Source organism: Paraperlucidibaca wandonensis (assembly GCF_042677145.1).
In the GTDB taxonomy this organism is placed as follows: domain Bacteria; phylum Pseudomonadota; class Gammaproteobacteria; order Pseudomonadales; family Moraxellaceae; genus Perlucidibaca; species Perlucidibaca wandonensis.
In genome coordinates this window covers 1,189,049-1,213,903 of the sequence record NZ_JBHTIT010000001.1, presented here as the reverse complement: position 1 = coordinate 1,213,903, position 24,855 = coordinate 1,189,049, and the positions used below count along the sequence as shown (strand labels likewise).

The window sequence follows — 24,855 nt, the reverse complement described above, 5'->3', positions numbered from 1 at the left end:
CCTTGATTATTGCGAAGCAGCGGGTGTTTTATCAGCACTAGGCAGGCCTACAAGTGACCAGCGGGCCAAACTCTTTTGCTTGAGCGAACCCAAGTACAACCAGCCATCGTATTCGCGCACGGTAGTAATCGGTGCGTAGCTATCGGAGCTGCTATTTTGCAGGTTAGCAACAACCTTGCCATCGCTATCTAGGCCAATAATCATGGCGCGATGAGCAATCGGCGCAGGTAAAACCTGCATGGCGCGGACTAGCATTTTGCGCACGTAGGGGTAGTCGGAAAATGCATCGAGCAGTGGGTTGCGCGGCGTGTAAAGCGCTACCCAAAAGCGGTCTGTGCCATTGAAGCTTAGGTTGTCGGGTAGGCCGGGAAGATTGTCGATAAAGACATCGTGTTGGCCGGCTTTGTCACCGCTCAAATAGACACGGCTGATTCGGTAAGCGCCGGTTTCATTGACCAGCACATAGTCTTCGTTAGGGCCGAGTGCGACGCCGTTGGCGAACTCTAGGCCATCGAGTAATACCGTGGTTTCGCCATTGGCGAAGTCGTAGCGTAGTAAGCGGCCATCGCCGGCATGTTCCATGATGGCGGTGCCATCTTCGCCATAGCCCCAGCGGCTAGAGGCGTCACTGAAGTAGGCGTAACGGCCAGCTTTATCGATGGCAACATCATCGACAAATTTGAAGGCTCGGTCGCCAGCTTTCGTGCTGAGCACTTTGATCTCGCCATCGTCGCTGACTGAAATGAGGCCGCGAATTGCATCGGCAATAATGAGGTGGCCATCGGGGTGGCGAGCTAGGCCGAGTGGTCGGCCGCCGGTGTTGGCAATGACTTTCAAGCTATTGCCATCGAGGCTGGTGCGAATGATGCGGCCATCGGCTAGGCCGGTGATGAGAAAGCCTTCGTCATCGAGAAGAAGCGCTTCTGGGCCGCGAATGTCGAGGTCGCCGATGCGTTGAATATTGCGTAAATCATCGTTGCTTTTAAATACGCCAGATTTCTGCGAAGGCGCTTCGGGTGGCTGCCAACTGACGGGCTCAACGGTGGTGGGAGCTAGCGTTAGCCAGCCCAAAATAACGACCGGTACGGCCAGTAAAAAGGGGCGAGCGCTCATGAGGCTTCCTTATTTTTATATCGCACTACAGTAGTGGCAAATTATTGTTTTGAAATGACACGCTGCTGGAGGTTACCAGCAGCAGCGCACTTGTTTAGCTTAATTTACTAACCAAACGCAAGGGCAGGTGTTGCATAAGAAAGCCCATGGCCGCCCATGGCCAGGCTGGAACTGAGCAATTTCCAGGCTCGCGGTTGATGGCTTTCACCAAGGCGCGGGCACCAACTTCGGCGCTAACCTCAAAGGGCAGTTTGCCCGCACCATCATTGAGTTCGGTACGAATATAGCCGGGGAATACCGTAGTCACCTTTATCGGCGTATCGAGTAGTTCTGCGCGGATGCCTTCGCTTAAATGTGCAAGGCCGGCTTTACTAGCGGCATAAGTAGTGAGGTGTTTTGGCAGGCCTCGGCGTGCACTCATCGATGAGATGGTGACGAGATGGCCCGCATTTTGCCGACGAAAGATGCCAACAGCAGCTTCACATTGCGCCAAAGCGGCAACGAAATTGGTCTCGGCGGTGGCGCGGTTAATGGCGAAATGACCTTTGCCAATGCGCCGGCCATTGCCAATGCCGGCATTGACGATGACGCGATCGATTTGGCCAAACTCGCTGGCGAAATCTTCAAACACATCAAACACGCTATCGTAGTCATTCACATCTAAGGCGCGGATGCTGACTTTGACGCCATGGGCTTGCGTGAGCTCATCACGTAAGGAGGCCAAGCGCTCCAAGCGACGTGCGCAGAGAGCAAGGTCGCAGCCTTGTGCAGCAAATTCACGAGCCATGCCAGCGCCAATACCAGAGCTGGCGCCGGTGATTAAAATTGTTTTACGCATAATAAGTTCCTAAATTATCGGTAAGTCAGTAGCTCGCGATGGCGGCCAGTGAAGTGTCCGTGTTCATTGAGACTGATGAGTTGGCGAGTGCCGCGGCCTTGGCTGAGTTGCGTGAGACCGCCGTTGGCCAGCGTCCAGTTCACTTTTAGCGCGGCTGAATCGCTGAGCTCTAACAGTGCTTGTGCAACTACCGAGATACAGCCGCCAGAGGTAAAGACCCAGGCGCTGTCACCGCTGCCGAGCTTGCTAAAGACTTCTGCCACAGTGTCATTGCAGCGAGCTTGAAAGGTGCTCCACGATTCATCGTAATCGCTGTCATATTGGCCATCGACCCAACGCAACAGGGCATTGCGAAATAATGCAGCGAAGCTTTTGTGCGGGTTTTCATAGCTCGCGAGCAGCTTGGCGAAGTCGGCGCGATCGGCAAAGCGCGGCTCGAAGCGCTCAAGCACTTGTTCGTGATTAAACTCGTTAAAGCCATCTAGGCAAATAAGCTCAGCTTTTAAACCAGCCGCATTGAGGCAGGCTTCAGCAGTTTGTTTATGCCTTAGCATGCCGCCAATAAATACATGAGTCGGGGCTTCCTCGCGCTCTGCAAAGGCCTGACCTAAGCGCTCGCCTTGGCTGTAGCCTAATGTTGATAACTGGTCGTAATTGGCGGCGCCGAATGAAGCTTGGCCGTGACGAATTAAGGTGAGTGCCGGCATTAGTGGCCATCCTCGCGAATGACTTGGCGGCAGCGCTGCCAGATTGCCCAGTTAACTAACCAGAAGCTTTTGAAGGCGGGGTTATCGGTTTGCTTGTGGTAATAGCGGTAGTAGATTTGCTGCAAAATCGCGGCAACGCGGAACAGACCAAAGACTTCGTAAAACGCCCAATGTTCAATGCTAATACCAGTTTTTGCTTGGTAGTAAGCCACCACTTCACGGCGAGTGAGCATGCCATCGAGATGGGTTGGTTGGCGTCGAGTTTTGCGCAAAATGCCGCCATCAGTGGGCTCAATCCAATACGCTAAAACGTTGCCAAGCTCCATCAATGGGTCGCCTAGCGTGGCCATTTCCCAATCTAAGACACCGATAACTTGCGTTGGGTTGGAAGGGTCGAGCACGACGTTATCGAAGCGCCAGTCGTTATGTACGATGCAGGTTTTGACGTCAGCTGGCGTGTGTTTTTTCAGCCATGCGCGAATGGCTTTGTAGCGAGGCACATTCCAAGTTTGTGCTTTTTCGTAGCGGTCGCACCAGCCATCGACTTGGCGCTTGCAATAGCCATCGCCTTTGCCGAGTTGTTCAAGACCGACAGCACGATAATCAACTTCATGCAGTGCAATCAGCTGGTCTAGGGTGTTGGTGCAAAGCTCGCGTACTTGCTCGCGACTGAGGCTTAATTCTTTCGGTAAGTTTGCGCGCGGGATAATGCCTTCGATGCGATGCATGACGTAAAAATCGCAGCCAATGATTTCGGCGTCTTGGCAGAGCGCCACCATTTTCGCCACCACCGGATAGGCATCAGCCAAAGCTGCCTGCACACGATATTCACGCACCATGTCATGCGCCGATTTCGCTTTTGTGCCCGCTGGTGGGCGGCGTAAAATCAAATCGTGATTGGCGTATTGCAGGCGATAAGTCCAGTTTGAGGCGCCGCCGCTGTACTGCGTAACCTCGGGCAGACCTGCGCTCAAGTCATTTAAATGCTCGCGTAGCCAGCGATCGATTGCCGCTGTGTCTAAGTCTTCACCGGCGCGAATGGCGCCGCCTACATCAATCAATGCCATTTTTATATCTCGTGGTTTAGCGCTTATTTCGCGGCTTCATGCGCTGAATGCTGCGCTGGAAAACATAGCGATACATGCCTTGTGGCAGATAGCGCTTCAGTAGCCATAAACGCTCGCCAGACTCATGCGGCAGGATGTGTTGCTGGCCTTTTTTTACGCCGGCGATGATGCGCTCGGCCACTTCATCGGCACTGAGTTTGCCGCTGGCCAAAAGCTTATTCATCATTTTTTTCAGACCAGGATCTGTCGAACGCATAGTGTCTTCAAGGTTGGTCGGGAAAAATGACGGGCACACCACGCTAACTCCAATGCCAGCGTCCATCAGCTCATGGGTGAGGGTGCCGGAGAGCGCAACTACGGCAGCCTTAGTGACGTTGTATGAGGCCATGCGTGGCACATCCAAGAGGCCTGCCATGGAGGCGATATTAACAATGTGACCACTGCCTTGGCGTTTAAAGCCTGGCGTGAAAATCTTGCAGCCACGCACCACGCCGAGCAGATTGATATTCACAATCCATTCCCAGTCGCTCAGCGACACATCTTCAATGGCACCAGCCTGAGCTACGCCGGCGTTGTTATAGAGCACGTCGATGCCTTGCCAATCGGCCTCCAGTGCATCGGCAATAGCTTGTAGCTCAGCCTCACAGGTTACGTCGGCATGAAAATAGCGCGGGACAAAACGTGCAGCGGTGCCTGCCTGCTTTGCCAGCTCACTGAGCTCTTTTAAGGTTTCAGCACCACGGCCATCATGCACGTCGGCAATGGCCACAGCCCAGCCGGCGCGGGCGTATTGAATTGCCAAGGCTCGGCCTAAGCCGCTAGCGCCGCCGGTAATAAACACACGTTGTACATCGCTCATAGGGGTGACTGCTCGGTCAAGTTATTCTGGAGTCTAGCGGCTAAACCACAAGACTTAACATCTATGGATGAAAATTAGCCTTTGAAGTCGCGTTTGGCGATTTCGATTTTCGCAATCACGCCTTTATGGACTTCATCAGGGCCATCGGCCAAGCGCAAGCTGCGCGCTTGCGCAAAAAACGCCGTTAGTGGTGTGTCGCGGGAGACGCCAGCACCACCGTGGATTTGAATCGCCATGTCGACCACTTGCTGCAAGACATTGGGCGCTACCACTTTGATGGCCGAGATTTCGGTCATCGCCGCAAAGGTGCCGACGGCGTCCATTTTCCAAGCTGCGTAGAGCGTCAGTAGGCGGGCTTGATCGATGGCAATGCGTGCCTCGGCAATACGCTCGCGGTTGCCACCCAAGTTCAGCAGCGGCTTACCAAATGCCGTGCGCGATAAACCGCGATCGATCATCAACTCAAGGGCTTTTTCGGCGGCGCCAATGCAGCGCATGCAATGGTGAATGCGGCCTGGGCCTAAGCGACCTTGCGCGATGGAGAAACCTTGGCCGGGGCCGCCAATAAAGTTCGCCACGGGCACGCGCACATTGGTGAATGTGACCTCGCCATGACCATGCGGGGCGTCGAAATCGCCGAACACCGGCAGCATGCGCTCGATTTCAACGCCGGGCGTGTCTAGCGGCACTAAGACCATGGAGTGCTGACCGTGACGGCTGGCCTCCGCGTTCGGTGTATGTGCCATGAAAATAGCAATTTTGCAGTGTGGATCGCCAATGCCGCTAGACCACCATTTGCGGCCATTGAGCACAATTTCATCGCCTTCAACAATGGCGGTGGCCTGCATATTGGTGGCATCGCTAGAGGCGACTTCCGGTTCGGTCATGCAAAAAACCGAGCGAATTTCACCGGCGAGCAGGGGCGTTAGCCATTGGGCTTTTTGCGCCTCGTTGCCATAGCGCCAGAGCACTTCCATATTGCCGGTGTCGGGTGCGTTGCAGTTAAACACCGTTGGCGCGATGAGGCTGCGGCCGGTTTGCTCGGCAATATGCGCGTATTCAGCAATGCTCAAGCCGGCGCCTAGTTCGGCATCGGGCATCCACAAGTTCCATAAGCCCTGTGCTTTGGCCTTAGCTTTTAGCGTTTCTAATATCGGTGGGTGTTGCCAGTTACGCCAGTTGCCATCTGGATTTAGAGTCTGCACGTCGCGCCAAAACTCAGCCTCGATGGGCTCGATGTGTTCGCACATAAAGGTTTTTACGCGGGCCAAATAGTCCTGACCGCGTTCGCTGAGTTCAAAATGCATACGTCACCTCCGTTTTCGATGCATTGATGCTAGACCACGGCATATAATGCATCGAGTGAATATTTGTCATAGTGAGTCATGAATAATATGAATGATCTACGCCAGATCGATTTGAATCTTTATCGTGTCTTTGCCGTTGTTTATCGCGAGCGCAGTCTTACGCGCGCGGCTGAGATACTGTGCCTGAGTCAGTCGGCAGTGAGCCATGCCATTGGTCGGTTACGCCAGTCTTTGGATGACCCATTGTTTGTGCGCGAAGGGCAGGGCGTGATGCCAACGGTGGTGGCCGATAAGCTGTGGCCAGATATTGATGCTGCGCTGAATTTGTTGCGCCTAGCCGCTGCGCGTAGCCATGATTTTGATCCGCAGCGCGATATTACCCAAGTTACCATTGCCATGAATGATGAGCTGGAGCCGAGCTTGCTGCCGCCCTTGGTCGCGCATTTGCGTGAGCAGTTTTTGCACGCGCCGGATTCAGACGCCACGCTTTCAAATACGACAGCGGTGCCAATTTCCAGCGTGCGCTTGGACCGCAGCAACCTACGCGCCGACTTAGCTGCAAGGCGTTTAGATATCGCCATCGATGTCGCGCAACAAGTATCGCCAGATATTGCTCATGCCGCCTTAGCTAGCGATGACTTCGTGGTGGTCGCGCGCCAGCCCATGAAGCTCACGCGCGAGCGTTATTTTGCTGCTCAACATGTCATTGTTTCGTCGCGCCGAACTGGTCGTGCCGTGGAAGATATGGCCATGGCCAAACTCGGTTTTGAGCGCCAAGTGGTGCTGCGCTGCCAGCATTATGAGGCGGCCTGCAAAGTGGTTGCCGCCAGTGATTGCTTGTTGACGATGCCACGCCGACAAGTACGTCTGAGCTCAGGCCTTGCCGTGATGGCGATGCCCTTGGCGCTGCCTGATTTAGAGTTGCATGCTTATTGGCATCGTCAACGCGAAACCGAGCCGGCGTTAATTTGGCTACGTGAGCAGCTGTTTCAAGCGCTACAGACGTAATAACGCTTAATGCGGTGCGTGTGTTTCGTCGTCACACCATCGCGAGTGCAAAGCCGGCCGCTGTGCTCAACAACACCACCAACCACGCTGGCCATTTTGCCCACTGCAGAGCAGTGCTGGCAGCAATTGTTAGTGCCACGCCACGCCAATCTGTCCACGCATGCGGAACTATGCTCACCAGCCAGGTTGCCAGCAGCAAACCCACTACTGCTGCATTGAGGCCAATAACTGCCGCACGTACTCGCAAATGGCGTTGCCAATGCGCCCAAAACGGCAGCAGACCGATGACCAAAAGTAGCCCTGGCAGAAACACTGCGATGAGCATAATGCTTGCGCCAAGCAGAGGTGAAGCCAGTGCCGGCACGCTAGCGCCCAAATAAGCCGCAAGCGTAAACAGTGGCCCTGGCACTGCCTGCGCCAAGCCATAACCGGTGTAGAAAGTGTCGGCACTCAGCCATCCAGGCGTGACCAGCTCGGCCTGCAGTAATGGCAGCACGACATGGCCACCGCCAAAAACCAAGGCGCCAGCGCGATAGAAGCTATCGGTCAGCGCTAGCCACGGCGAGAGCGTGCTTAGTAGCGGCAAGACAAAGAGTAAAGACAAAGCTAAGCACAACAGCAGTATGCCAATTGGGAAGCTTGGTGCGCGCAGGGCCGCTGTTTGCGTGTCGGAGCTTGTAGGGCGAAAGCTTATTGCGCCAATAAGTCCTGCCAAGATCAGTACAAGAACGGTGGCTTGTGCCGAGCTAAACACGCACAAAACAGCGGCGGCCAAGAGCATGACAATAAGTCGTCCACCGCCTGCGCTATGCTGCTTTGCCATCTCCCAAATGGCTTGCGCGACGACAGCTACAGCCACCGCCAATAAGCCCTGCAAGATGCCCGTGGGCAAGCCCTGTGTTGCCAAAACACCCACTGCTGCGAGCGTCAACAGCAGTGCCGAGGGCAGCGTGAAGCCCAGCCATGCTGCAAGTGCGCCACGCCAGCCGCCGGCGTGATAGCCCAGCGCAAAGCCGACCTGGCTACTGGATGGTCCTGGCAAAAACTGGCACATGGCTACCAGCTCGCTGTACTGTGCTTCGGATAGCCAGTGGCGTTTGGCCACGAAGGCCTCGCGAAAATAGGCGAGATGCGCAATCGGGCCGCCAAAGGCGGTGAAGCCAAGCTGGAGGAAGCACAGAAAGATTTGTGCGGTGCTAATAGTACTTAGTGGCTGCACTATTTTGCGGCCTTCAGCACGACGAGTATTGGGCTTTGTCATTGTATTTTGGCTTGCGTCTAGCATTGGGCAAAGGGTATACGAGGTAGGTCTTTTTAGCGCAATTAGTGTGAGGAATGTGTGAACAATCGATTACAGGCACCGAAGCCCGGGCTGCATGAATATTCAGTGGTTTTTACCGATCGCGCCCTCAACCATATGTCACCTGAGTTTCAGGCCTGCATGCGCGATATTTCTGACATGCTCAAGCGTGTCTATAGCGCTGATTCAGCAGTAATTATACCTGGTGGTGGTAGCGTTGGCATGGAAGCTGTGGCTCGCCAATTTGCCAATGACGTGCACTGTTTAATTATTCGCAATGGCTGGTTTAGCTTTCGCTGGACGCAAATTTTAGAGACTGGACGCATTGCCGCAAGCACAACGGTGTTGTCGGCCAGCACTGGCCCAGATGAGCATCAAGCGGCATTTTCACCTGCGTCAATCGAGGATGTGGTCGCCGCCATCCAAGCAGAAAAGCCCGCCGTGGTGTTTGCGCCGCACGTTGAAACCGCCTCTGGCATCGTCTTGCCAAATGATTATATTCGCGCTGTCGCCGAGGCCGTGCATGCCTATGGCGGGTTGTTTGTGCTCGATTGTGTGGCCTCAGGCACGCTCTGGGTCAATATGCGTGAGCTCGGCGTCGATGTACTGATTAGCGCACCGCAAAAGGGCTGGTCAGCCACACCATGCGCGGCACTGATCATGCTCAGTGAACGCGCCTTGCTGCGCTTGAACGAAACGCAGAGCACATCCTTTGCTCTCGATTTGAAGAAGTGGCATCAGATCATGCTGGCCTATGAAAATGGCGGTCATGCCTACCACGCGACCATGCCCACCGATGCGCTGATCTATTTGCGCGATGCCATGCGCGAGACTGAAGCTGCTGGTTTCGATGCCATGTGCCAAGCACAAGTGACGCTAGGCCGTGAAGTTCGTTCCTTACTCGCCGAGCATGGCTTTCGCAGTGTCGCTGCTGTCGGCTTTGAAGCTCCGGGCGTGGTGGTTTGCTATACCGATGATGACGCTATTCACACCGGCAAGCGTTTCATTGAGCTAGGCCTGCAATGTGCGGCTGGTGTGCCACTGCAATGTAATGAGCCTGCTAGCTTCAAGACTTTCCGACTCGGGCTTTTTGGTCTCGATAAGCTACAAAATATTGAACGCACAGTGGCGCGCTTACGCACGGCACTTGAGGCGTTATAGGAGTTTGTATGTCGTTTGATGTGGATTTATTTGTCATTGGCGCCGGTTCTGGCGGCGTTCGTGCCGCGCGTTTTGCCGCCGGTTTCGGTGCTCGAGTAGCCGTCGCGGAAAGCCGCTATTTGGGTGGTACCTGCGTAAACGTGGGTTGCGTGCCAAAGAAGCTTTTGGTCTATGGCGCAAGCTATCAAGACAGCTTGGCGCATGCAGCAGATTTTGGCTGGCAGGTCGGCAAATCGGTGTTTGATTGGTCAACATTAATTGCCAATAAAAACACCGAAATCAGCCGTCTCAATGGCATCTATAAAAATCTACTGAGCAATAGCGGCGTGACTTTGCACGAAGGTCATGCGCGTTTACTTGATGCTAATACCGTCGAGATTAATGGCCAGAAAATTAGCGCAGCGCATATTTTGATTGCCACTGGTGGCTGGCCATCGGTGCCAAAATTTCCAGGAAGCGAGCTGGCCATTACCTCAAATGACGCCTTCTTTTTAGAGCAGCTGCCTAAGCGTGTTTTGGTGATTGGCGGCGGCTATATTGCGGTGGAGTTCGCCTCGATTTTTCAGGGCTTAGGTGCCGAGACTTCGCTGCTATATCGCGGCGATTTATTCCTGCGTGGATTTGATCAGAGTGTGCGAGAGCATGTGCGTGATCAGCTTGAAGTCAGTGGCTTAGACCTGCAGTTCAAAACCGACATTGAGTCTTTAGCTAAGACCGATGATGGTCGCATTAAAGCCAGCTTAAAAGATGGCCGCGAGCTCATTGTCGACAGCGTGTTTTACGGCACTGGCCGTCGCCCCATGCTCGATAACTTAGGCTTGGAAAACACCGGCGTGCGCTTGACCAAGCAAGGTTATATCGCTGTCGATGAGCACTATGTGACGGCCGAGGCGAGTATCTCTGCAATCGGCGATGTTATTGGCGATGATTTTGGTGGTGAGGTAGCCACTGCGCGCCTGCAACTGACACCGGTAGCTCTAGCTGAAGGCATGGCAGTAGCACGGCGTTTATTTAAGCCTGATGAGTATCGTGCGGTAAATTATCAGCTCATTCCAACGGCGGTATTTTGCTTGCCGAATATCGGCACTGTGGGCATTAGTGAGGAGGATGCGGTAGCGAGCGGTCATCGCGTCAATATTTATGAGTCACGCTTTAAGCCGATGAAGCTGTCGTTATCGGGCAGTCAGGAACGCTCATTAATGAAGCTGATTGTCGATGCCGACAGTGATGTTGTGCTCGGCTGCCATGTGGTTGGGCCCGATGCCGGCGAGCTGGTGCAGGGCATTGCCGTGGCAATGAAAGCTGGTGCCACCAAAGCGATTTTTGATGACACCATCGGCATTCATCCGACTTCAGCAGAAGAGTTGGTCACGCTACGTTCGGTGACTCGCACTGTGGGCTAGGGCTATTAATAACACTGGCGCATCGACTAAAAATCTTCGATGCGCCAGTGTTGTTAGTTTTAGCGCTTAGCCGCTTTCTTCACACGCCGAGCCGTGGTGATCTCATCCCAATAATAAGCACTAAACGCCTTCAAAATGCCCATCTTGGTGTCAGCAGGTTTGCCATCGGCAAGATGGAAAATCTGCTGGTAATACCAGGCCTGACCACCGAGCACATTGAGCAGCTTCAACGGCAGCACGCTACTGGTCGGCGAAAACAAGCCACTATCGGCAAGCTTCAACTGATGCTCGAAATTCACCGCGCGCGTGATGCGACCGCTAAGTAAATCATTCGGTGTATCTGGGTGGCTGCACAGAGGGCGGCCCAAACCGATGACATCGCAAACTCCTTCTTGCAGCGCCTCTTCCATGACTTCTACGCTACGAAAACCGCCAGTGACCATCAAAGGCATAGTGGCGATTTTGCGGATGGCGCGCGCGTAATTTAAGAAATAGGCCTCACGCTGTTTAGTAGACTCACGTTGCGGCGCTTCGCTGACAGCGGTGTCGGCACTGCCAGTGTGGCCGAGCAATTTTGGTTGCTCATAGGTGCCGCCAGAGATTTCTAATAAATCCACGGTCTCGGCATTGAGCATTTTCACTACGACCAAGCAGTCTTCGTGGCTAAAACCACCTTTGCGGAAATCATCAGAGTTGAGCTTCACCGCAATTGGGAAATCTGCACCAACGGCTTTGCGTGTGGCGCGAATGGCCTCAATCAAGAAGCGTGCGCGATTTTCCAGCGAGCCGCCCCATTGGTCTTTGCGCTGGTTGGTGATCGGCGACAAAAATGAGGACAGTAAATAGCCATGCGCCGAGTGGATTTGTACGCCAGTAAAGCCAGCGTCTTTGGCAATGCGTGCGACACGGGCGAAGCGCCCAATAAAGTCGAAAATCTCAGCTTCTGTTAAGGCGCGTGGTGCGCCGTAATTGCCCAGTAGCTTCAGCTGCACGGGTGAGGGCGCCATCGGCTCACTGGTGACATAGCGTGGTGATTGGCGGCCAGCATGAGAAATTTGCATCCATAGCTGATTGCCATTAGCGGTGCCAGCAGCGGCCCAGGCTTTTAGCTGTGCCATGCCCTCGGCATCGCCATGTTCTGGCGCGGGGTCGATGGCGACGTTGCCGGGGCGTTCCAATACGCGACGGTCGATTTGCACATTACCGGTGAGCAGCAAGCCTGCACCGCCATCACTCCAGCGCTTGTAGAGTGTGGCGTGGCGAGCGGTGGCATGCAAATAATCATCGGCTACACCTTCGGTCATCGCGGCTTTGCAGAGACGGTTTGGCAGCGTGACGCCACAAGGAAGGGTGAAGGGTTGGTTAATTAAGTTGCTCATATGAGTCTCCTTTAGCCTATCCATAGCAATGATAATGACAGCGCACCGGCGTAAAATACCGCCACGGAAAGTGCGCCAGCGAGTTGTGAAAGCCACGGCCGGTTGCGCTGGATTTGCCACATCCATAACGCGCCGGCGCCAAGCAGCATTTCAGGAATTAAGGGGTAGAGCGCAAAACCCTCAAATTGACGGACATCGAGCGCGTGCCATAGCTCCATGGGGCGCGCGGCCCATTCCCAAGTGGTGAAAGCAATTAGCGCCATGATGGCGGCATTAAACAGTGGAAAGCGTGCGTAGGCGTTGATCCAGCACAGCGGCCACAGCAGCATCAGCCACATACCCATAAAGTAGATAGGCACAGCGCCGCCCAAGCGCGGCGCGCCATGATCGGGGAAATGCAGCGTGCCCATTTTCTGCACCAACATCCAGTCAGCACAGGGCAGAGCCATCGATAGCGGCAGCAAAAACCACCACAGCGCCACCCAGTCGCGATGTTTACGCAGCAGGCCGACCAACGGCAGTGCGACAACATAGCCAGCGACTAAATACATCAGTAAATCGCCCAGATTTAAGCTGACTAAGCTGGGTTTGAGCGCGAGCGGAATGGCAATAGCAAAAAAGGCCAAATGAAACAGTAGAGCATCACGGATGCGTGGAGCGAATAGCGCCATGGTTAATATCCTTTCAGATTTGGTTTTGGTTTTTGTTGGTTTTTTTTGGGGTTGAGCGTGGTGTCGGCGAGCAGGTCAGCCATACCTTCACTAAGACGAATGCGTGGTGCATAGCCAAGTAAGCGTTGTGCTTTGGCGATGGAGTAGCGATTTTTTCGCAGTAGGAATTTCATCGCCTCAGGGCTGGCGGGCGGTTTTTTGCCGAGCGCACGATAGGCTGGGCCTAGCGCCGAGAGTAAAGCCTTGAGCACCCAAGTTGGCGCTGTTGGTAAGCGTGTGCCAGCAATCAGTGCATGGGTTTTGAAAAACACGCGTGATGGTGTGGCGAGGCCATCGGTAATGGTGAAAGCTTCACCGCAAGCGTCATGCTGAATGGCGAGCAAAACACCATCGATAAGATTTTCGACATGGACATGATTGATCACACCACGGCCATTATCGGGCAGCATAAATACGCCTTGTCTGAGCAGTTCGATGGGGCGAATAACCCACGGTACGCTACCTGGGCCATAGACATCGCCAGGTCTAATAACGATGACGCCAAAGCCATGCTCGGGGTCATTAAAGCTCATTGCCACGCGCTCACTGGCGAGTTTGCTGTCGTTATAGACATTACCTTGGCCATCGAGCGGGCCGTCTTCGCTAATCTCAGGCAGATAGTCAAAGCCAAAAACCATCACCGATGAGAGGTGCACAACACGCTTAACGCCGACGGTACGTGCAGCTTCACAGACCGTGCGTGTGCCCTCAACATTGACGCGCTCATAGTCTTCGCGGGCACCATCCTCTTCAACAATGGCGGCGGTGTGAAAAACGACGTCGGCATTACTGGCAGCGCTGCTCACGGCATCGACATCGTTGATATCGCCCACTACCACACGAATGCCTAAGGCTCTGGCGCGTGCAGCCGCTGGCTCAGAGATATCCATACCTTGAACTTGCCAGCCTAGGCTGAGTGCGCGTTTGGCCATGGCGAGGCCAATAAAGCCACCGATGCCGGTGATGCAAAGAGTTGTCATACGGAGTTCTCAGGTGAGGGCAGATGATGGCTGCCATGCATTAAAGCGGTTAAAAAATAAATAATTTCATTGCTCAATTCAGCCACGCTTGGTGGCTCGACGATTGTTAACCAGTCCGCCATTAGCTCATTCATGCCGCCGACAATAGCAATGCTGGTGAGGTGATAGTCGCGGTCAGGCAAGTCACCTTGCGCTGCGAGCTGCTTCATATACAGCGCGATTAGTTTTGCCATGTCGTGAATGGCTGCGCGGCGTAGACGCTCCATCTCTGGGCTAACACCAACGACTTCCAGCACGCCGATGCGGGCGCGCCGATTATCTGCGAGGTAATGTTCGACTAATGCGCGAACCGCTAGCGGTAACTGCTCGGCAATATTTGCTTGCGGCTGTGATAAGGCGCTGAGTAGCGCACCACCTAAGTCTTGCATGAGCTTGGCGTAGAGTGCTTGCAGCAAACCTTCGCGGCTGCCAAAAAGCTGATAGAAGTGCCGTGCGGTGACTTTTGCCTCGGCACAGAGCTGTTCAATCGGGGTGCGCGCATAGCCTTGTTCGGCAAATAGCGTGAGCGCGGTGTCGAGCAGGCGCTGGCGACGCTCGGCCTCACGCTCTTCGGCACTAGCTCCGCGATAAGCACGTGTGGCAACAGGGCGTTGGCTGCTCTCAGTTGCTACTGCCGCGCAGGCCTTTTTAGCACGCGAAGATGGTTTCTCCGTTGTGTTGGCTGCTGCGTTGCTAATGATTTTATGCGTTGTCGCCATGGCTTTTGTTGTTTTGACAAGATATCTTGTCCGAAATATAGTGGCATCGAAATCAATAAGCAAATCCCTTGGGGGCAGCGCAATGAAAATAATGACGGACATCAAACATTTCGATGGTAGCCGAAGGGCTTTGCAGCCAATGACGCGCGTTGGCGATACACGGGCGGCGGCAGGAGATTTTCGTCGCGATATGCTGACGAAGCCGAAAGCGCGCTATTACGAGTCGTTCGAGCTTGTTCGTGTGCCGTATCCGGCCAAATTTGCCTACCTCAATGCGTTCACAATGCCGACGCCATTTGTGCATTTGTGCAATCGCTTATTCGTTATTCAATTCGATAGCGCCGAGGGCCTGAAGACTCTGTTGGTTAGCCCATCAGATTGGGAGCATCAGCGCGAGACGCCATTTTTTGCACAACTCGACGCCAAGGCCGGAGCGTTCACCGGTGTCATGGATAGCCTGATTGTGCGCACCACCAATACCGTGCTTGGTGTGCTCGCAAATATCGGTTTAAAGCCGGAAGACGTCGACTACATCACCTATGACCACCTGCATACGCAGAATGTTACGCGTTGGCTAGGCAGTGCTGAGCGCCCAGGTTTATTGCCTAATGCCAAGTTGCTCATCATGCGTGAAGAGTGGGAAAGCGCTAAAGGCCTGTTGCCTTGGCATAACCAATGGTATTGCCCTGGTGGCATCGCCGATGTGCCAGAAGATAAAGTTATTTTGCTTGATGAAAGCACTTATTTGGGTGATGGCTCAGTGGCACTGATAAAAACCAAAGGCCACACTGAAGGTAATCATTCCATCGTTGCGCACACCGATGGCGGCTTGTTTGTTACCAGCGAAAACGGCGTTAGTCTCGATGCTTATGAGCCGAAGTTGTCGCGTATTCCAGGCTTGGCGGCATACGCCAAGCAGACGGGGGCGGAAATCATCATTAATGGTAATACCCAGGAATATGCGGTCGATCAGTACATTTCGATGGTGGCGGAAAAAACGATAGCAGGCCCCAGTATTCACGACCGACGCTTTCCGAATATGGCGCCATCGTCTGAGGCTAGTGGCTTTTGGTTATGCCCCGGCACGACACCAACGATCACCGTGGGCGATCTGAAGTATGGTTGCCTGACTAATTCTGCGGACATCAGCGCTCTCAAAACTACAGCTAAAACACGGCAATCAACATCCTCCAAGCAGGTGACGAAATGAACGTCGTCGTTACCGGTGCAGCATCGGGTATTGGCTTTGCGCTAGCGCGGAGACTGCTTGGCCAAGGCCATCAAGTCTGTGCCTGTGACATCAATCTCGATGCCATGAGCGCTTTAAATAGCTTCACTGCCAGCCAAAACCAACTACTGATCAAGTCGCTAGATGTGCGTGATGCCGCTGCGTGGCAGACGTTAATGGCCGATGTTGCTGCGCAGTGGGGCAGTGTCGATGTCTTGGCCAATGTCGCCGGTGTCTTGCGTGATGGCTGGGCGCATGAAGCTACTGCCGATGATGTGCATTGGCAGATCGATATTAACGTTAAGGGCGTGATCTTCGGCTGCCAAGCCGTGCTGCCGCATATGCTGGCAAACGGTAGCGGCCACATTATCAATATCGCTTCATTGGCGGGCTTAACGCCGGTGCCGGGTTTGGGTATCTATAGCGCGAGCAAGTTTGCTGTACGTGGTTACACGCTGGGCATTGCCATGGAGCTTGCCGATAAAGGCATTGCGGTCACTGCCGTCTGCCCCGACGCCGTACAAACACCCATGCTAGATATTCAAAAAGGCCGTGAACAAGCAGCGCTAACTTTCTCTGGGCCGCGTGCCTTGAGTGCAGAGGAAGTGGTGGATGCGATTGTTGGGCCGGTTTGGCATAAGCGCCCGATGGAAGTCACTTTGCCACCTTGGCGTGGTGCTACGGCACAGGTAGCGAGCTTATTTCCTGAGACTAGCGCGAAAGCTCTGGGGATGTTTCGCAAAGCTGGCTTGAAGCGTCAAGCTGAGATTAAGGTCGGACAAGACAGCACGCAAAAATAAGCCTTTATCTTCGGTTTTTGCTAAAGGCATCGCTGGGCACGGTGCCAGAACTAGCCAGCAAAATCTCGACACGGTTACGGCCATTGCCCTTGGCCTGATACAGCGCCTCATCAGCTCGAGCGATGGCAGCATCCATTGAGCCATCACTCGAGCTCAGCAGCGTTAAGCCGAAGCTGGCACTGATGGCGACAGGCTCACCCTGATCATTGACCACGATGAGTGCCTTGATGGCCGCACGACAGCGCTCAGCAATAGCATGAGCCTCGGTCGCATCGGTATTTGGCAAGATGATTAAAAACTCTTCCCCACCATAACGCCCAACACTATCGCCAGCACGCACCATGGCGGTTAAACACTCAGCGGTGGCTTTTAAGACACGATCGCCGGTGGCATGGCCGTGGCTATCATTCACGCGTTTGAAATGGTCTAGATCGAGTAGCACGCAGGCTAATGGGCTGCTGTCTCGTGACGCACTAGCGGCGGCGTTGGCTTCGCTGAAAATATGCCGGCGATTGGCCAAGCCGGTTAAACCATCACTGCGGCTAAGCACGCGAATATGATCTTCGCGGGCGCGCCACCAGGTCAGCATTTGGTCTGCCATGAAGGTGATCAAAATTAGGAATGGTGCCGCGAAAAATACTTCGCTGAGCATCCAAAAGCTAAAGGCGTGGGCCGATGCTGGTGTGACCTTGCTTGGCGCGTAAGGAATATAGCCCGCTACAGCGGCGTAATTAAGCGTAAACAGCAACACCACAGATGATAATACCGCCGACCATACTGCCCAGCGGTCGAGCAGAATAAAACCAAAGATTGGTGCGCCAAGCAAAACAATGCCGACAGGAAACGATAAGGTGCCGATGGAGTAGCTCATCAGCACCAAGCTGAGCGAGTAGTACTGCAGCGTGGCGTGTTGGAAGGGTAGGAAGTTTGGTCGTCGCTTGCGTAGAAATAGGCCAGCGCCGCTAATCATCAAGCCGACTGCAATGAGCAGTAGCTCAACCTCCATGACGCGTCGAATAACATCGACATGCACGAGTAGGTCCCGATCAGGGCGGTTAATAACGTAAAGCGACCAGCACAGATACTGCAAATACAGTGGGATGGCCACGGCCATCAGGATCAGGCCTTTGTCGACAGCACTCCACTCTAATGCGGCGGCGATGCGCTTACGCCAAACAGTCAGTTGTTTCACGCATCACCTCAGGTCGTTGCTTAGAGCGCTATCTCAGCACAGCTGAGATAGCCGTGGGTAGCTCGTTTGTCGCTTTATTGTGCTTTCCTGCGTTAGAAGCGATAAGCGCCAGCTTCGATTTCTGCATACATCTCTGCCGTTAGCAGCACATATTCTTGTGTGCCAGGCAGCAAGACATAGACTGCTTCGTTGCCGGTTTTGGCGGGGTCGAAACCTTCGTTTTTCAAACCAGACTTTTGATACTTGAAGGTGCCGGTAGTTTCCATGGCCATTTTCACGCGTAAAAACAGTGGCACTGCATAGGCGGGAAGCTCGGCTTTGACATGAGCTAACAGAGTGCCGAAATTCACTTCGTGGCCTTCATGCGGCGTGATGGCGGCCATGCCAGCACGGCCGTTGGTGTTGGCGATTTCTACGCCATAGACCACGGCTTCAGCCAAATCGACATGCGCAGTCATGATGTTTTCGACTTCAGTGGTGGAGACGTTTTCGCCTTTCCAGCGGAAGGTATCGCCAGTGCGATCAACAAATTGAGCGTGACGGAAGCCAATTTCGCGCATCAAGTCACCGGTATTGAAGTACTTATCACCTTTCTTGAAGACATCGGTAAACAAGCTGCCGGCGTTTTTAACGCTGTCGGTATAACCATCGAATGGTGTTTTATCGGTGATCTCACCAATCAGCAGGCCGATCTCGCCGCGCTTGACTTTGATCATCGAGCCTTTGCTGTCGCGGACTGGTGCTTCGGCTTCTTTGTCGTATTTGACCATGGCGTAGGGCATGGGTGAGAAGCCCACGGTATTGTCGAAATTGAAAATATTGGTGAAGCCGACATTACCTTCGGATGAGGCGTATAGCTCAGCCACCTCCTCAACGCCAAAGCGAGTTTTGAACTCGCCCCAAATCGATGGGCGCAAGCCGTTGCCGACCATTTTTGTAGCGCGGTGTTGGCTGTCAGTTTCGCTTGCAGGTTTTTCTAATAAGTAGCGGCAAAGTTCACCGACATAGCCAAAGGCACTGGCGTTGTAGCGACGAATGTCATCCCAAAACTCACTCGCAGAAAACTTACGGCGAATGGCGATGCCGGCGTTGCCAGCTAGCACCGAGCTCCAGCACACCACCATGGCGGTAGCGTGATAGAACGGCAGTGTGGCGTAGAGCACATCGTCGGCATTGAGGTTGAAAGTGTAGCCAAAGCCGCCATAGGCCTTCATCCAGCGGCCATTGTTAAATACGGCAGCTTTTGGCAGGCCGGTAGTGCCAGAGGTGTAGACGTAAAACAGGCCATCGGGGCGGAAGTTTTTCTGTGTGCTTGGCGGATTGTAGTTGGGGCAGTCGGCAATTTCTTTAGCCAAGCTGCGCCAGCCTTTCGGCGCACGGCCGGGTTTTTCCAATGTTGGCGCATCAGCTAGCCAGTAGCGTTGCGCGCTATCGAGTGTTAGCTCGGCTTCAACATCGGTGACAGCTTGAACGCATTCGGCGCCCACAATAATGGCTTTTGGTTCTACCAAGTTGATGCTGTGTGTGAGCACTTTTCCGGTTTGGGAAGTGTTCACCAGTGCTGACACTACACCGATTTTTGCCAAGCCTAATACCGTAACTAATAGCTCAGGGCGGTTTTCAATCAGTACGACTGCCACATCACCTTTTTTTAGGCCTTGGGCTAGAAAGTGGTGAGCAATGCGGTTGGCCCATTGGTTGAATTGCGAATAGCTAAACTGTTGGTCTTGGTAATACAGCGCGATACCGTGCGGATGCTCTTGTGTCGACTTTTCAAATGCCCATGCCAGCCCTAACGGTGTGTTGGTGTCGGTACTGTTGGCCATCATCAGGCCTTTGATCATGCGCGGTGCTTTGCGCAGCAGACCGGGGATTTTACGCGCCACATCGAGTGGGCTAATGACATCGGCATGAGGTGTAGACATACGAATTCTCTGCAAAATAATGGAAGTTAGCTAAAACAAAGCCGCCTGAAGTGGCGGCTAAGTTAACGGCGAAGCTCAGGTCTCGCAAGTTTTTATGCGAATGGCTTAGCGTTTTTTGGTGGGTAGAGTGCCCATAGTTTTACAAATAATGCCGAGCATGACTTCATCGGCACCGCCGCCGATCGAGCCTAGGCGGCCATCGCGGTAGGCGCGCGCAATGGGGTTATCCCAAGTAAAGCCTTGGCCGCCCCAGTATTGTAAGCAGCTATCAGTGACTTCACGCATCAGGCGACCAGCTTTGAGCTTGGCCATTGAGGCGAGCATGGTGACGTTCTCACCAGCAATGTGTTGTTCGCAGACTGAATGTGTCAGGCCACGAAGTGCCTCGATCTCAGTCATTAGCTCGGCTAAGCGAAAATGCACTACTTGCTGATCGAGTAAGGGCTTGCCGTAGATCATCCGTGAGCGTGCGTAATCTACGGTGAGCTCAACACATTTGGTCATACCACCTAGGGCGCTGGCGGCGCAGAAAATACGCTCTTCTTGGAACTGCAGCATTTGCATCATAAAGCCCATGCCTTCAGTGCCGATCAAATTGGCCTGTGGCACGCGCACGTCATCAAAGAAAACCTGAGCGGTATCTGAGCTGCGCTGGCCTAGTTTATCAATGGGCTTGGAGAAGGAGATGCCGGGTGTTTTTGATGGCACAACAATCAATGATTTGTTGTTGTAAGGGCCATCATCGCTGGTATTGGCGAGCAAGCAGAAGAAGTCGGCTTGTAAGCTGTTGGTGATCCACATTTTGCTGCCATTGATGACGTAATCGTCGCCATCTTTCACCGCTTTAGTTTTGATTGCGGCGACATCAGAGCCGGCATGCACTTCACTGACGGCAATCGCGGCCACCATTTCGCCGGCAATGGCAGGGCGCAGAAACTTATCTTTCAAGTAGTCTGAGCCAAAACGCGCAATCGCTGGCGTTGCCATGTCGGTTTGCACGCCAATGGCCATAGGAATACCGCCACAGGCGATGCGGCCTAGCTCTTCAACAACGACCATATTGTAGGAGTAGTCGAGGCCAGAGCCGCCAAACTCAACAGGCTTGTGCACGCCAAGTAGGCCGAGGTCGCCCATTTTTTTGAATAAGTCATGGGCAGGAAAGCGGCCTGCTTCTTCCCAAGTATCAACGTGTGGATTGATGTTGTTTTCGACAAATTGGCGTGTTGTGCGGCGTAGAGCTTCGTGTTCTTCGGTAAAGCGCATGATGCTGTCCTCAAAAAAGGTTAGGCTCGCTAGCGGTAAGTGACGCTGGCGGTTAAGCGCGGTCGTCAGTGAAAAAAAATAGCTGCTAGGAAGTGTTCGACTAGATAGTCACGCGCTAACATAATGCGCAATATGACGCTTTGCAAAACTTTTTGCGAAATAAAGGTAATAAGACATGCTGAATACAGATTTTCCAGTGCTGAGCCAGCTCTTTGCTCAAGCAGAGTTACAAATGAGTAGCATCAGTTTGGCGCTATTGGCCGCTGCTGGCTTGCTTATGACTGGTTTGTTGACGGGCCTATGGAAGTATTTAGCGATAGCGATGAGCCCTCAGTCGCGCGCGCCGTATTATGTTGATATCGCGCATAGATCATCGCTGATGTATTCGTTTTCGGCACTTTTGGTAGCATCTTTGGCGACATTGAGTCCATTTTCGCCGACGATTACTTGGTGGGCTACCGCTGGGCCGCTATTCTTTTTTGCTAGCGCTGTAGTGACTTACATGATTCATGGCTGGCTAAACGACACGCGCAACCAACTCGCCAAGCCCTATGTGCTCGGTAAGAGCCATTTGCCTGGCGTGTTGGTTCACAGCTTTATGGGTGTTTTGGCACTGGTTGAAATAGCTGGTGTGGCTGTTTTGGCAGTGGGTGCCTGCAAAACCTTGTGGCCGTTGTTATAACAGCACTCGCTAGAGGTATTTCGCTAGTAGGCTACGGCCATCAAGCTGGGCGTTCATCACCGTCATAAAGGTGTAGGCGCCCATCAATTTGCGGCTCAAAAACATAAACTCTTTTGGCGGCACGCTAAAGTGGCGGCTTGCCGCTGAGCGCGCGGCTTGGGTTGCCGCACGTTTATGCAACATGCTTTTTGCCCAGCAATAATGGCCGTCGGCGTTGAGGATTTCAGCTGGCACAAACTCATTGGCTGCAAAAGGCTCGAAGGCCAGTAGCGCTAGGTCAAGAAAGCCTTCGCGGACATTGGGCTGTAAGTTGTCGAGGAAGCGGAAACCCGTCATGGCCGCCATCATGGCTTGGCGATCACGATTAAAGCAGGCGCGGGTTAGGTTGCGCGCCAATGACAGCAACTCTTCAGGGAAGTCGCGGACGGCACCAAAATCTAGCAGGACGATTTGATCATGCTCGCCGTCATCGCTCAATTTGACTAAGTAGTTGCCGAAGTTGGGATCGGTTTGTAGTCGGCCCCAAACGAAGACTTCGCGGCAGCAAATTTCCAATGCGGCGAGCGAGATGGCATCGCGGCGAGCTTGTGGCAGCGCCATCACGATGCTGCTATTGACTGGTACGCCGGTTTCAAACGACATCACAATGAGCTTGTCGCCACAGTATTCGGGATAGATTTTCGGCACGATAAAGCGCGGATCATCTTTTAGGTAATCGCCGAATAACTGCGTGGTTTCGGCTTCCAGCGGGTAGTTGACCTCGCGATGCATCATCATCCGAACTTCATCGAGCCAGTCTTCAAACTCGCGCGTTTGTGGCACGGCGCGAGTGAGTTTGAGCATGCTGGTGACAAGGTTTAAGTCGCTATCGATGGCGTCGGCAACGCCGGGATACTGAATTTTCAGCACCATTTCTGCGCCATCGCTACGACGTTTGGCGCGATGCACTTGCGCTAAAGATGCAGCACCTAATGGTTCGGGGTTAATGATTAAGTCGTCGAAACGATCGCCGAGTTGCTCACGCACGATGGGTTCGAGAGTCGCCCATTCCAAAGAGGCGGTGGAGTCATTGAGCTTGTGCAGGGCAGAGGTGATTTCTTCGGGTAAAAAGTGCTCGCCATAGAGTGCCATCATTTGGCCAATTTTCACCACGCTGCCTTTGAGCTGGCCAAGTTCGCCAACGAGGTATTCGGCCTGTTCAGCTAAGGCTTGGCGGCGGGCAGAGGCGCGATTTTCAGGTGCTGAGAAAAATGAGCCTGCGGCAGAGGCGGCCATGCGCGAGCCAGCGACAAATGAGGCTTTAGCGATGGAAAAGCGGCGCTCAAAGGCACCGGTTTTTAAGCGTTTTAGGCGATCATCGACCATGAATTAACGATCCTTGCGGTTACTTTATGCGCGCGAGTTTAACGCACTTGCTGCCAAATGCCGTCGATCTCTGTGACTACGCCGTCTTCAGCAAGCTTGAGTAAGTGCGCCCAGAGGCTGAAACGCGCAATGGGGTGCAAATGCGGTGAGACATCGTCATAAACAATGGGCACCCAGTCGGCGAGGCTGGCTGGCGGGTGTTTTGCCAGCGCAGCTATGACTTTGTTTTCGCGCTGTAGGCGGTGCGCTACGGTGCCTGCGACTACAGCTTCGGCATTGGCCATCACGGTGCCATGCCCAGGTAGCAAGTACTCAATGCCGCGATCTAAAAGCTTATTCAGTGAGCGAACATAATCGCCAAGGCGGCCATGTGGCGGAATGATGACCACGGTTGAGCCTTGGATAATATGGTCACCAGTAATCACCCATTGCTCATCGGGGCAGTGAAAGCAGAGATGATTTTCGACATGCCCAGGCGTATGGATGACCTCTAGCGGCCAGCCCAGCTCCTGAAAGCGATAGCCGTCGGCCCAAATCTCTTCAATCACGGTATCGCGATCTTGGCTGGGGTCTTCGGCTAAAGGCGGCATGCCACACACTCGCGCGCCAGTAGCGGCGACCAGCGCCTGCGTGCCCGGCGAATGGTCGCGATGCGTGTGGGTGAGCAAGATATGCGTCAGCGCCAAGCCGGCCTCGGCGATGGCTGCCAGCATGGCTGTTAAATGCGCGTCATCGGCAGGGCCTGGATCAACCATGGCTACGCAGCTTTGGCCAATCAGCAGATAAGTATTGGTGCCAGGCCCAGTCATGATGCTTGGATTGGCCGCAGTAATACGCCACACGCGAGCACTCAGGCGTTGATGACTATCGGCAATAATAGGCAGGGTGGTGGCGTCGGCTAAAACCATAAACGTCTCTTTACTGTCTAATGCAGACAATCATTTGTACGATTGCCCGCTGGAGTTGAGGGCGTGACTATACTATGCCCATGCTATTTCGCTATGTAGGAGCTCTCATGCTGATTATCGTGTCGCCGGCCAAAACCTTGGACTATGAAACGCCACTGCCAGCCTTTGTCGCGCCGACTCAGCCGCAATACGTTAGCGAAGCTGCCGAGCTTATCGATGTGCTGAAAGAAAAAACGCCCGCTGAAATCGCCAGCTTAATGAGCCTATCCGACAAGCTCGCCAGCTTAAATGTCGCGCGCTACAACGAATGGCAGCCTTTATTTAGTGCGCCAGAAGCACGCCCTGCGTTATTTGCCTTCAAAGGTGATGTTTATACCGGCCTTGATGTCTCACGCTTTAGCGCCGATGACTTAATTCAGGCCCAGCAGCATTTGCGCATACTTTCAGGGCTTTATGGCCTATTGCGTCCGCTCGACTATATGCGCCCATATCGCTTGGAAATGGGCACTGACTTGAATAACCCTCGCGGCAAAAATCTCTACGAGTTTTGGGGCGATCAGCTCACCGAGGCGGTAAACACCGCCGTAGCTGAGCAGGGCGACGAAGTTTTGGTGAATCTGGCATCGCAGGAATACTTTCGCGCCATCCAGCCGAAAAAGCTGCAGGGGCGCTTAATTACGCCGCAATTTCGTGATGAAAAAAACGGTCAATTCAAAATCATTAGCTTTTTTGCCAAAAAAGCTCGTGGCCGAATGGCTGCGTGGCTAATCCAAGAGCGCATTAGTACACCTGAGGCACTGCTAGATTTCGATATTGATGGCTATCGCTACGATGCCGCGCTGTCGCGGCCCGAGTCGCCGGTATTTACTCGATCCGAGGCCGATAAAGACGCCGCTGCCTAA

General features: G+C 53.7%; 23 protein-coding genes. 7 read left to right on the top strand and 16 right to left on the bottom strand.

Annotation, left to right across the window (positions count from 1 at the left end; all coding sequences use genetic code 11):
- Window positions 1–6: 6 nt before the first annotated feature.
- From ACFQ0F_RS05650 to ACFQ0F_RS05625, 6 genes are all read right to left on the bottom strand, one after another.
- The gene (locus ACFQ0F_RS05650) at window positions 7–1,113 is read right to left on the bottom strand and encodes an SMP-30/gluconolactonase/LRE family protein (protein ID WP_379069959.1); all 1,107 of its coding nucleotides are present in this window, start codon (window positions 1,111–1,113) and stop codon (window positions 7–9) included.
- Window positions 1,114–1,207: 94 nt separating this feature from the next.
- Window positions 1,208–1,951: an SDR family oxidoreductase gene (locus ACFQ0F_RS05645; protein WP_379069956.1), complete on the bottom strand. Its 744-nt coding sequence runs from the start codon at window positions 1,949–1,951 to the stop codon at window positions 1,208–1,210.
- A gap of 14 nt (window positions 1,952–1,965) precedes the next feature.
- On the bottom strand, window positions 1,966–2,658 hold the full coding sequence (locus ACFQ0F_RS05640) for a histidine phosphatase family protein (protein WP_379069953.1): 693 nt from the start codon (window positions 2,656–2,658) through the stop codon (window positions 1,966–1,968).
- Complete coding sequence (locus ACFQ0F_RS05635; RefSeq protein WP_340674515.1) at window positions 2,658–3,725, bottom strand: phosphotransferase family protein; 1,068 nt, start codon at window positions 3,723–3,725, stop codon at window positions 2,658–2,660. The genes ACFQ0F_RS05640 and ACFQ0F_RS05635 overlap by 1 nt, the downstream gene beginning before the upstream one ends.
- Window positions 3,726–3,741: 16 nt before the next feature.
- Window positions 3,742–4,584 carry an SDR family oxidoreductase gene (locus ACFQ0F_RS05630; protein WP_379069950.1) on the bottom strand — a complete coding sequence of 281 codons (843 nt, stop codon included), beginning with the start codon at window positions 4,582–4,584 and terminating at the stop codon, window positions 3,742–3,744.
- Between the two features lie 74 nt (window positions 4,585–4,658).
- Window positions 4,659–5,891: an acyl-CoA dehydrogenase family protein gene (locus tag ACFQ0F_RS05625; protein ID WP_379069947.1), complete on the bottom strand. Its 1,233-nt coding sequence runs from the start codon at window positions 5,889–5,891 to the stop codon at window positions 4,659–4,661.
- A gap of 78 nt (window positions 5,892–5,969) precedes the next feature.
- Here ACFQ0F_RS05625 and ACFQ0F_RS05620 point away from each other — a divergent pair, with 78 nt between their 5' ends.
- Complete coding sequence (locus ACFQ0F_RS05620) at window positions 5,970–6,899, top strand: LysR family transcriptional regulator (RefSeq protein WP_379069944.1); 930 nt, start codon at window positions 5,970–5,972, stop codon at window positions 6,897–6,899.
- Between the two features lie 31 nt (window positions 6,900–6,930).
- Here the strand turns inward: ACFQ0F_RS05620 and chrA are convergent, their stop codons facing one another.
- Window positions 6,931–8,160 (bottom strand): chromate efflux transporter, encoded by a 1,230-nt coding sequence (chrA, locus tag ACFQ0F_RS05615; protein ID WP_379069941.1) that lies wholly within the window; start codon window positions 8,158–8,160, stop codon window positions 6,931–6,933.
- 78 nt (window positions 8,161–8,238) lie between these two features.
- Between chrA and ACFQ0F_RS05610 the strand changes: the two genes are divergently transcribed.
- Window positions 8,239–9,360 (top strand): aminotransferase class V-fold PLP-dependent enzyme, encoded by a 1,122-nt coding sequence (locus tag ACFQ0F_RS05610; RefSeq protein WP_379069938.1) that lies wholly within the window; start codon window positions 8,239–8,241, stop codon window positions 9,358–9,360.
- Window positions 9,361–9,368: 8 nt separating this feature from the next.
- The gene (gene gorA, locus ACFQ0F_RS05605; RefSeq protein ID WP_379069935.1) at window positions 9,369–10,763 is read left to right on the top strand and encodes a glutathione-disulfide reductase; all 1,395 of its coding nucleotides are present in this window, start codon (window positions 9,369–9,371) and stop codon (window positions 10,761–10,763) included.
- 59 nt (window positions 10,764–10,822) lie between these two features.
- On the opposite strand, the gene ACFQ0F_RS05600 is transcribed toward gorA, so the two are convergent.
- From ACFQ0F_RS05600 to ACFQ0F_RS05585, 4 genes are read right to left on the bottom strand one after another with little or no spacing between them, the layout of a single operon-like run.
- Complete coding sequence (locus ACFQ0F_RS05600; protein WP_379069933.1) at window positions 10,823–12,142, bottom strand: NADH:flavin oxidoreductase/NADH oxidase family protein; 1,320 nt, start codon at window positions 12,140–12,142, stop codon at window positions 10,823–10,825.
- Between the two features lie 11 nt (window positions 12,143–12,153).
- Window positions 12,154–12,813: a DUF6989 domain-containing protein gene (locus ACFQ0F_RS05595; protein WP_379069930.1), complete on the bottom strand. Its 660-nt coding sequence runs from the start codon at window positions 12,811–12,813 to the stop codon at window positions 12,154–12,156.
- 2 nt (window positions 12,814–12,815) lie between these two features.
- Window positions 12,816–13,832 carry an NAD-dependent epimerase/dehydratase family protein gene (locus tag ACFQ0F_RS05590; RefSeq protein ID WP_379069927.1) on the bottom strand — a complete coding sequence of 339 codons (1,017 nt, stop codon included), beginning with the start codon at window positions 13,830–13,832 and terminating at the stop codon, window positions 12,816–12,818.
- Window positions 13,829–14,590, bottom strand: a complete 762-nt coding sequence (locus ACFQ0F_RS05585) for a TetR/AcrR family transcriptional regulator (protein WP_340674505.1) — start codon at window positions 14,588–14,590, stop codon at window positions 13,829–13,831. The genes ACFQ0F_RS05590 and ACFQ0F_RS05585 overlap by 4 nt, the downstream gene beginning before the upstream one ends.
- A gap of 82 nt (window positions 14,591–14,672) precedes the next feature.
- On the opposite strand from ACFQ0F_RS05585, the gene ACFQ0F_RS05580 reads away from it, so the two are divergent.
- Together ACFQ0F_RS05580 and ACFQ0F_RS05575 are read left to right on the top strand one after the other, a co-directional pair.
- The gene (locus ACFQ0F_RS05580; protein WP_340674504.1) at window positions 14,673–15,800 is read left to right on the top strand and encodes a hypothetical protein; all 1,128 of its coding nucleotides are present in this window, start codon (window positions 14,673–14,675) and stop codon (window positions 15,798–15,800) included.
- Window positions 15,797–16,618, top strand: coding sequence for an SDR family oxidoreductase (locus ACFQ0F_RS05575; protein WP_379069923.1), 822 nt, complete (start codon window positions 15,797–15,799; stop codon window positions 16,616–16,618). Before ACFQ0F_RS05580 ends, ACFQ0F_RS05575 begins: the two co-directional genes overlap by 4 nt.
- 4 nt (window positions 16,619–16,622) lie before the next feature.
- On the opposite strand, the gene ACFQ0F_RS05570 is transcribed toward ACFQ0F_RS05575, so the two are convergent.
- From ACFQ0F_RS05570 to ACFQ0F_RS05560, 3 genes are all read right to left on the bottom strand, one after another.
- Window positions 16,623–17,810, bottom strand: a complete 1,188-nt coding sequence (locus ACFQ0F_RS05570; RefSeq protein ID WP_379069920.1) for a GGDEF domain-containing protein — start codon at window positions 17,808–17,810, stop codon at window positions 16,623–16,625.
- Window positions 17,811–17,902: 92 nt separating this feature from the next.
- Complete coding sequence (locus tag ACFQ0F_RS05565; RefSeq protein WP_379069917.1) at window positions 17,903–19,735, bottom strand: long-chain-acyl-CoA synthetase; 1,833 nt, start codon at window positions 19,733–19,735, stop codon at window positions 17,903–17,905.
- A gap of 105 nt (window positions 19,736–19,840) precedes the next feature.
- Window positions 19,841–20,998 (bottom strand): acyl-CoA dehydrogenase family protein, encoded by a 1,158-nt coding sequence (locus ACFQ0F_RS05560; protein ID WP_379069914.1) that lies wholly within the window; start codon window positions 20,996–20,998, stop codon window positions 19,841–19,843.
- Between the two features lie 175 nt (window positions 20,999–21,173).
- Between ACFQ0F_RS05560 and ACFQ0F_RS05555 the strand changes: the two genes are divergently transcribed.
- On the top strand, window positions 21,174–21,680 hold the full coding sequence (locus tag ACFQ0F_RS05555) for a hypothetical protein (RefSeq protein ID WP_379069911.1): 507 nt from the start codon (window positions 21,174–21,176) through the stop codon (window positions 21,678–21,680).
- Window positions 21,681–21,689: 9 nt separating this feature from the next.
- Here ACFQ0F_RS05555 and ACFQ0F_RS05550 read toward each other — a convergent pair whose 3' ends face one another.
- Window positions 21,690–23,045: an ABC1 kinase family protein gene (locus tag ACFQ0F_RS05550; protein ID WP_379069908.1), complete on the bottom strand. Its 1,356-nt coding sequence runs from the start codon at window positions 23,043–23,045 to the stop codon at window positions 21,690–21,692.
- A gap of 38 nt (window positions 23,046–23,083) precedes the next feature.
- Window positions 23,084–23,953, bottom strand: a complete 870-nt coding sequence (locus ACFQ0F_RS05545; protein ID WP_379069905.1) for an MBL fold metallo-hydrolase — start codon at window positions 23,951–23,953, stop codon at window positions 23,084–23,086.
- A 107-nt stretch (window positions 23,954–24,060) separates the two neighbouring features.
- Here ACFQ0F_RS05545 and yaaA point away from each other — a divergent pair, with 107 nt between their 5' ends.
- Window positions 24,061–24,855: a peroxide stress protein YaaA gene (gene yaaA / locus ACFQ0F_RS05540; protein ID WP_340676392.1), complete on the top strand. Its 795-nt coding sequence runs from the start codon at window positions 24,061–24,063 to the stop codon at window positions 24,853–24,855.

Bases quoted from the DNA above. Each gene is read 5' to 3' on its own strand.
- ACFQ0F_RS05650 (WP_379069959.1), bottom strand. From the start codon at position 1,113: ATGAGCGCTCGCCCCTTTTTACTGGCCGTACCGGTCGTTATTTTGGGC.
- ACFQ0F_RS05555 (WP_379069911.1), top strand. From the start codon at position 21,174: ATGCTGAATACAGATTTTCCAGTGCTGAGCCAGCTCTTTGCTCAAGCA.
- ACFQ0F_RS05600 (WP_379069933.1), bottom strand. From the start codon at position 12,142: ATGAGCAACTTAATTAACCAACCCTTCACCCTTCCTTGTGGCGTCACG.
- ACFQ0F_RS05645 (WP_379069956.1), bottom strand. From the start codon at position 1,951: ATGCGTAAAACAATTTTAATCACCGGCGCCAGCTCTGGTATTGGCGCT.
- ACFQ0F_RS05595 (WP_379069930.1), bottom strand. From the start codon at position 12,813: ATGGCGCTATTCGCTCCACGCATCCGTGATGCTCTACTGTTTCATTTG.
- chrA (WP_379069941.1), bottom strand. From the start codon at position 8,160: ATGACAAAGCCCAATACTCGTCGTGCTGAAGGCCGCAAAATAGTGCAG.
- ACFQ0F_RS05575 (WP_379069923.1), top strand. From the start codon at position 15,797: ATGAACGTCGTCGTTACCGGTGCAGCATCGGGTATTGGCTTTGCGCTA.
- ACFQ0F_RS05625 (WP_379069947.1), bottom strand. From the start codon at position 5,891: ATGCATTTTGAACTCAGCGAACGCGGTCAGGACTATTTGGCCCGCGTA.
- ACFQ0F_RS05580 (WP_340674504.1), top strand. From the start codon at position 14,673: ATGAAAATAATGACGGACATCAAACATTTCGATGGTAGCCGAAGGGCT.
- ACFQ0F_RS05585 (WP_340674505.1), bottom strand. From the start codon at position 14,590: ATGGCGACAACGCATAAAATCATTAGCAACGCAGCAGCCAACACAACG.
- ACFQ0F_RS05620 (WP_379069944.1), top strand. From the start codon at position 5,970: ATGAATAATATGAATGATCTACGCCAGATCGATTTGAATCTTTATCGT.
- ACFQ0F_RS05565 (WP_379069917.1), bottom strand. From the start codon at position 19,735: ATGTCTACACCTCATGCCGATGTCATTAGCCCACTCGATGTGGCGCGT.
- gorA (WP_379069935.1), top strand. From the start codon at position 9,369: ATGTCGTTTGATGTGGATTTATTTGTCATTGGCGCCGGTTCTGGCGGC.
- ACFQ0F_RS05640 (WP_379069953.1), bottom strand. From the start codon at position 2,658: ATGCCGGCACTCACCTTAATTCGTCACGGCCAAGCTTCATTCGGCGCC.
- ACFQ0F_RS05630 (WP_379069950.1), bottom strand. From the start codon at position 4,584: ATGAGCGATGTACAACGTGTGTTTATTACCGGCGGCGCTAGCGGCTTA.
- yaaA (WP_340676392.1), top strand. From the start codon at position 24,061: ATGCTGATTATCGTGTCGCCGGCCAAAACCTTGGACTATGAAACGCCA.
- ACFQ0F_RS05635 (WP_340674515.1), bottom strand. From the start codon at position 3,725: ATGGCATTGATTGATGTAGGCGGCGCCATTCGCGCCGGTGAAGACTTA.
- ACFQ0F_RS05590 (WP_379069927.1), bottom strand. From the start codon at position 13,832: ATGACAACTCTTTGCATCACCGGCATCGGTGGCTTTATTGGCCTCGCC.
- ACFQ0F_RS05545 (WP_379069905.1), bottom strand. From the start codon at position 23,953: ATGGTTTTAGCCGACGCCACCACCCTGCCTATTATTGCCGATAGTCAT.
- ACFQ0F_RS05560 (WP_379069914.1), bottom strand. From the start codon at position 20,998: ATGCGCTTTACCGAAGAACACGAAGCTCTACGCCGCACAACACGCCAA.
- ACFQ0F_RS05550 (WP_379069908.1), bottom strand. From the start codon at position 23,045: ATGGTCGATGATCGCCTAAAACGCTTAAAAACCGGTGCCTTTGAGCGC.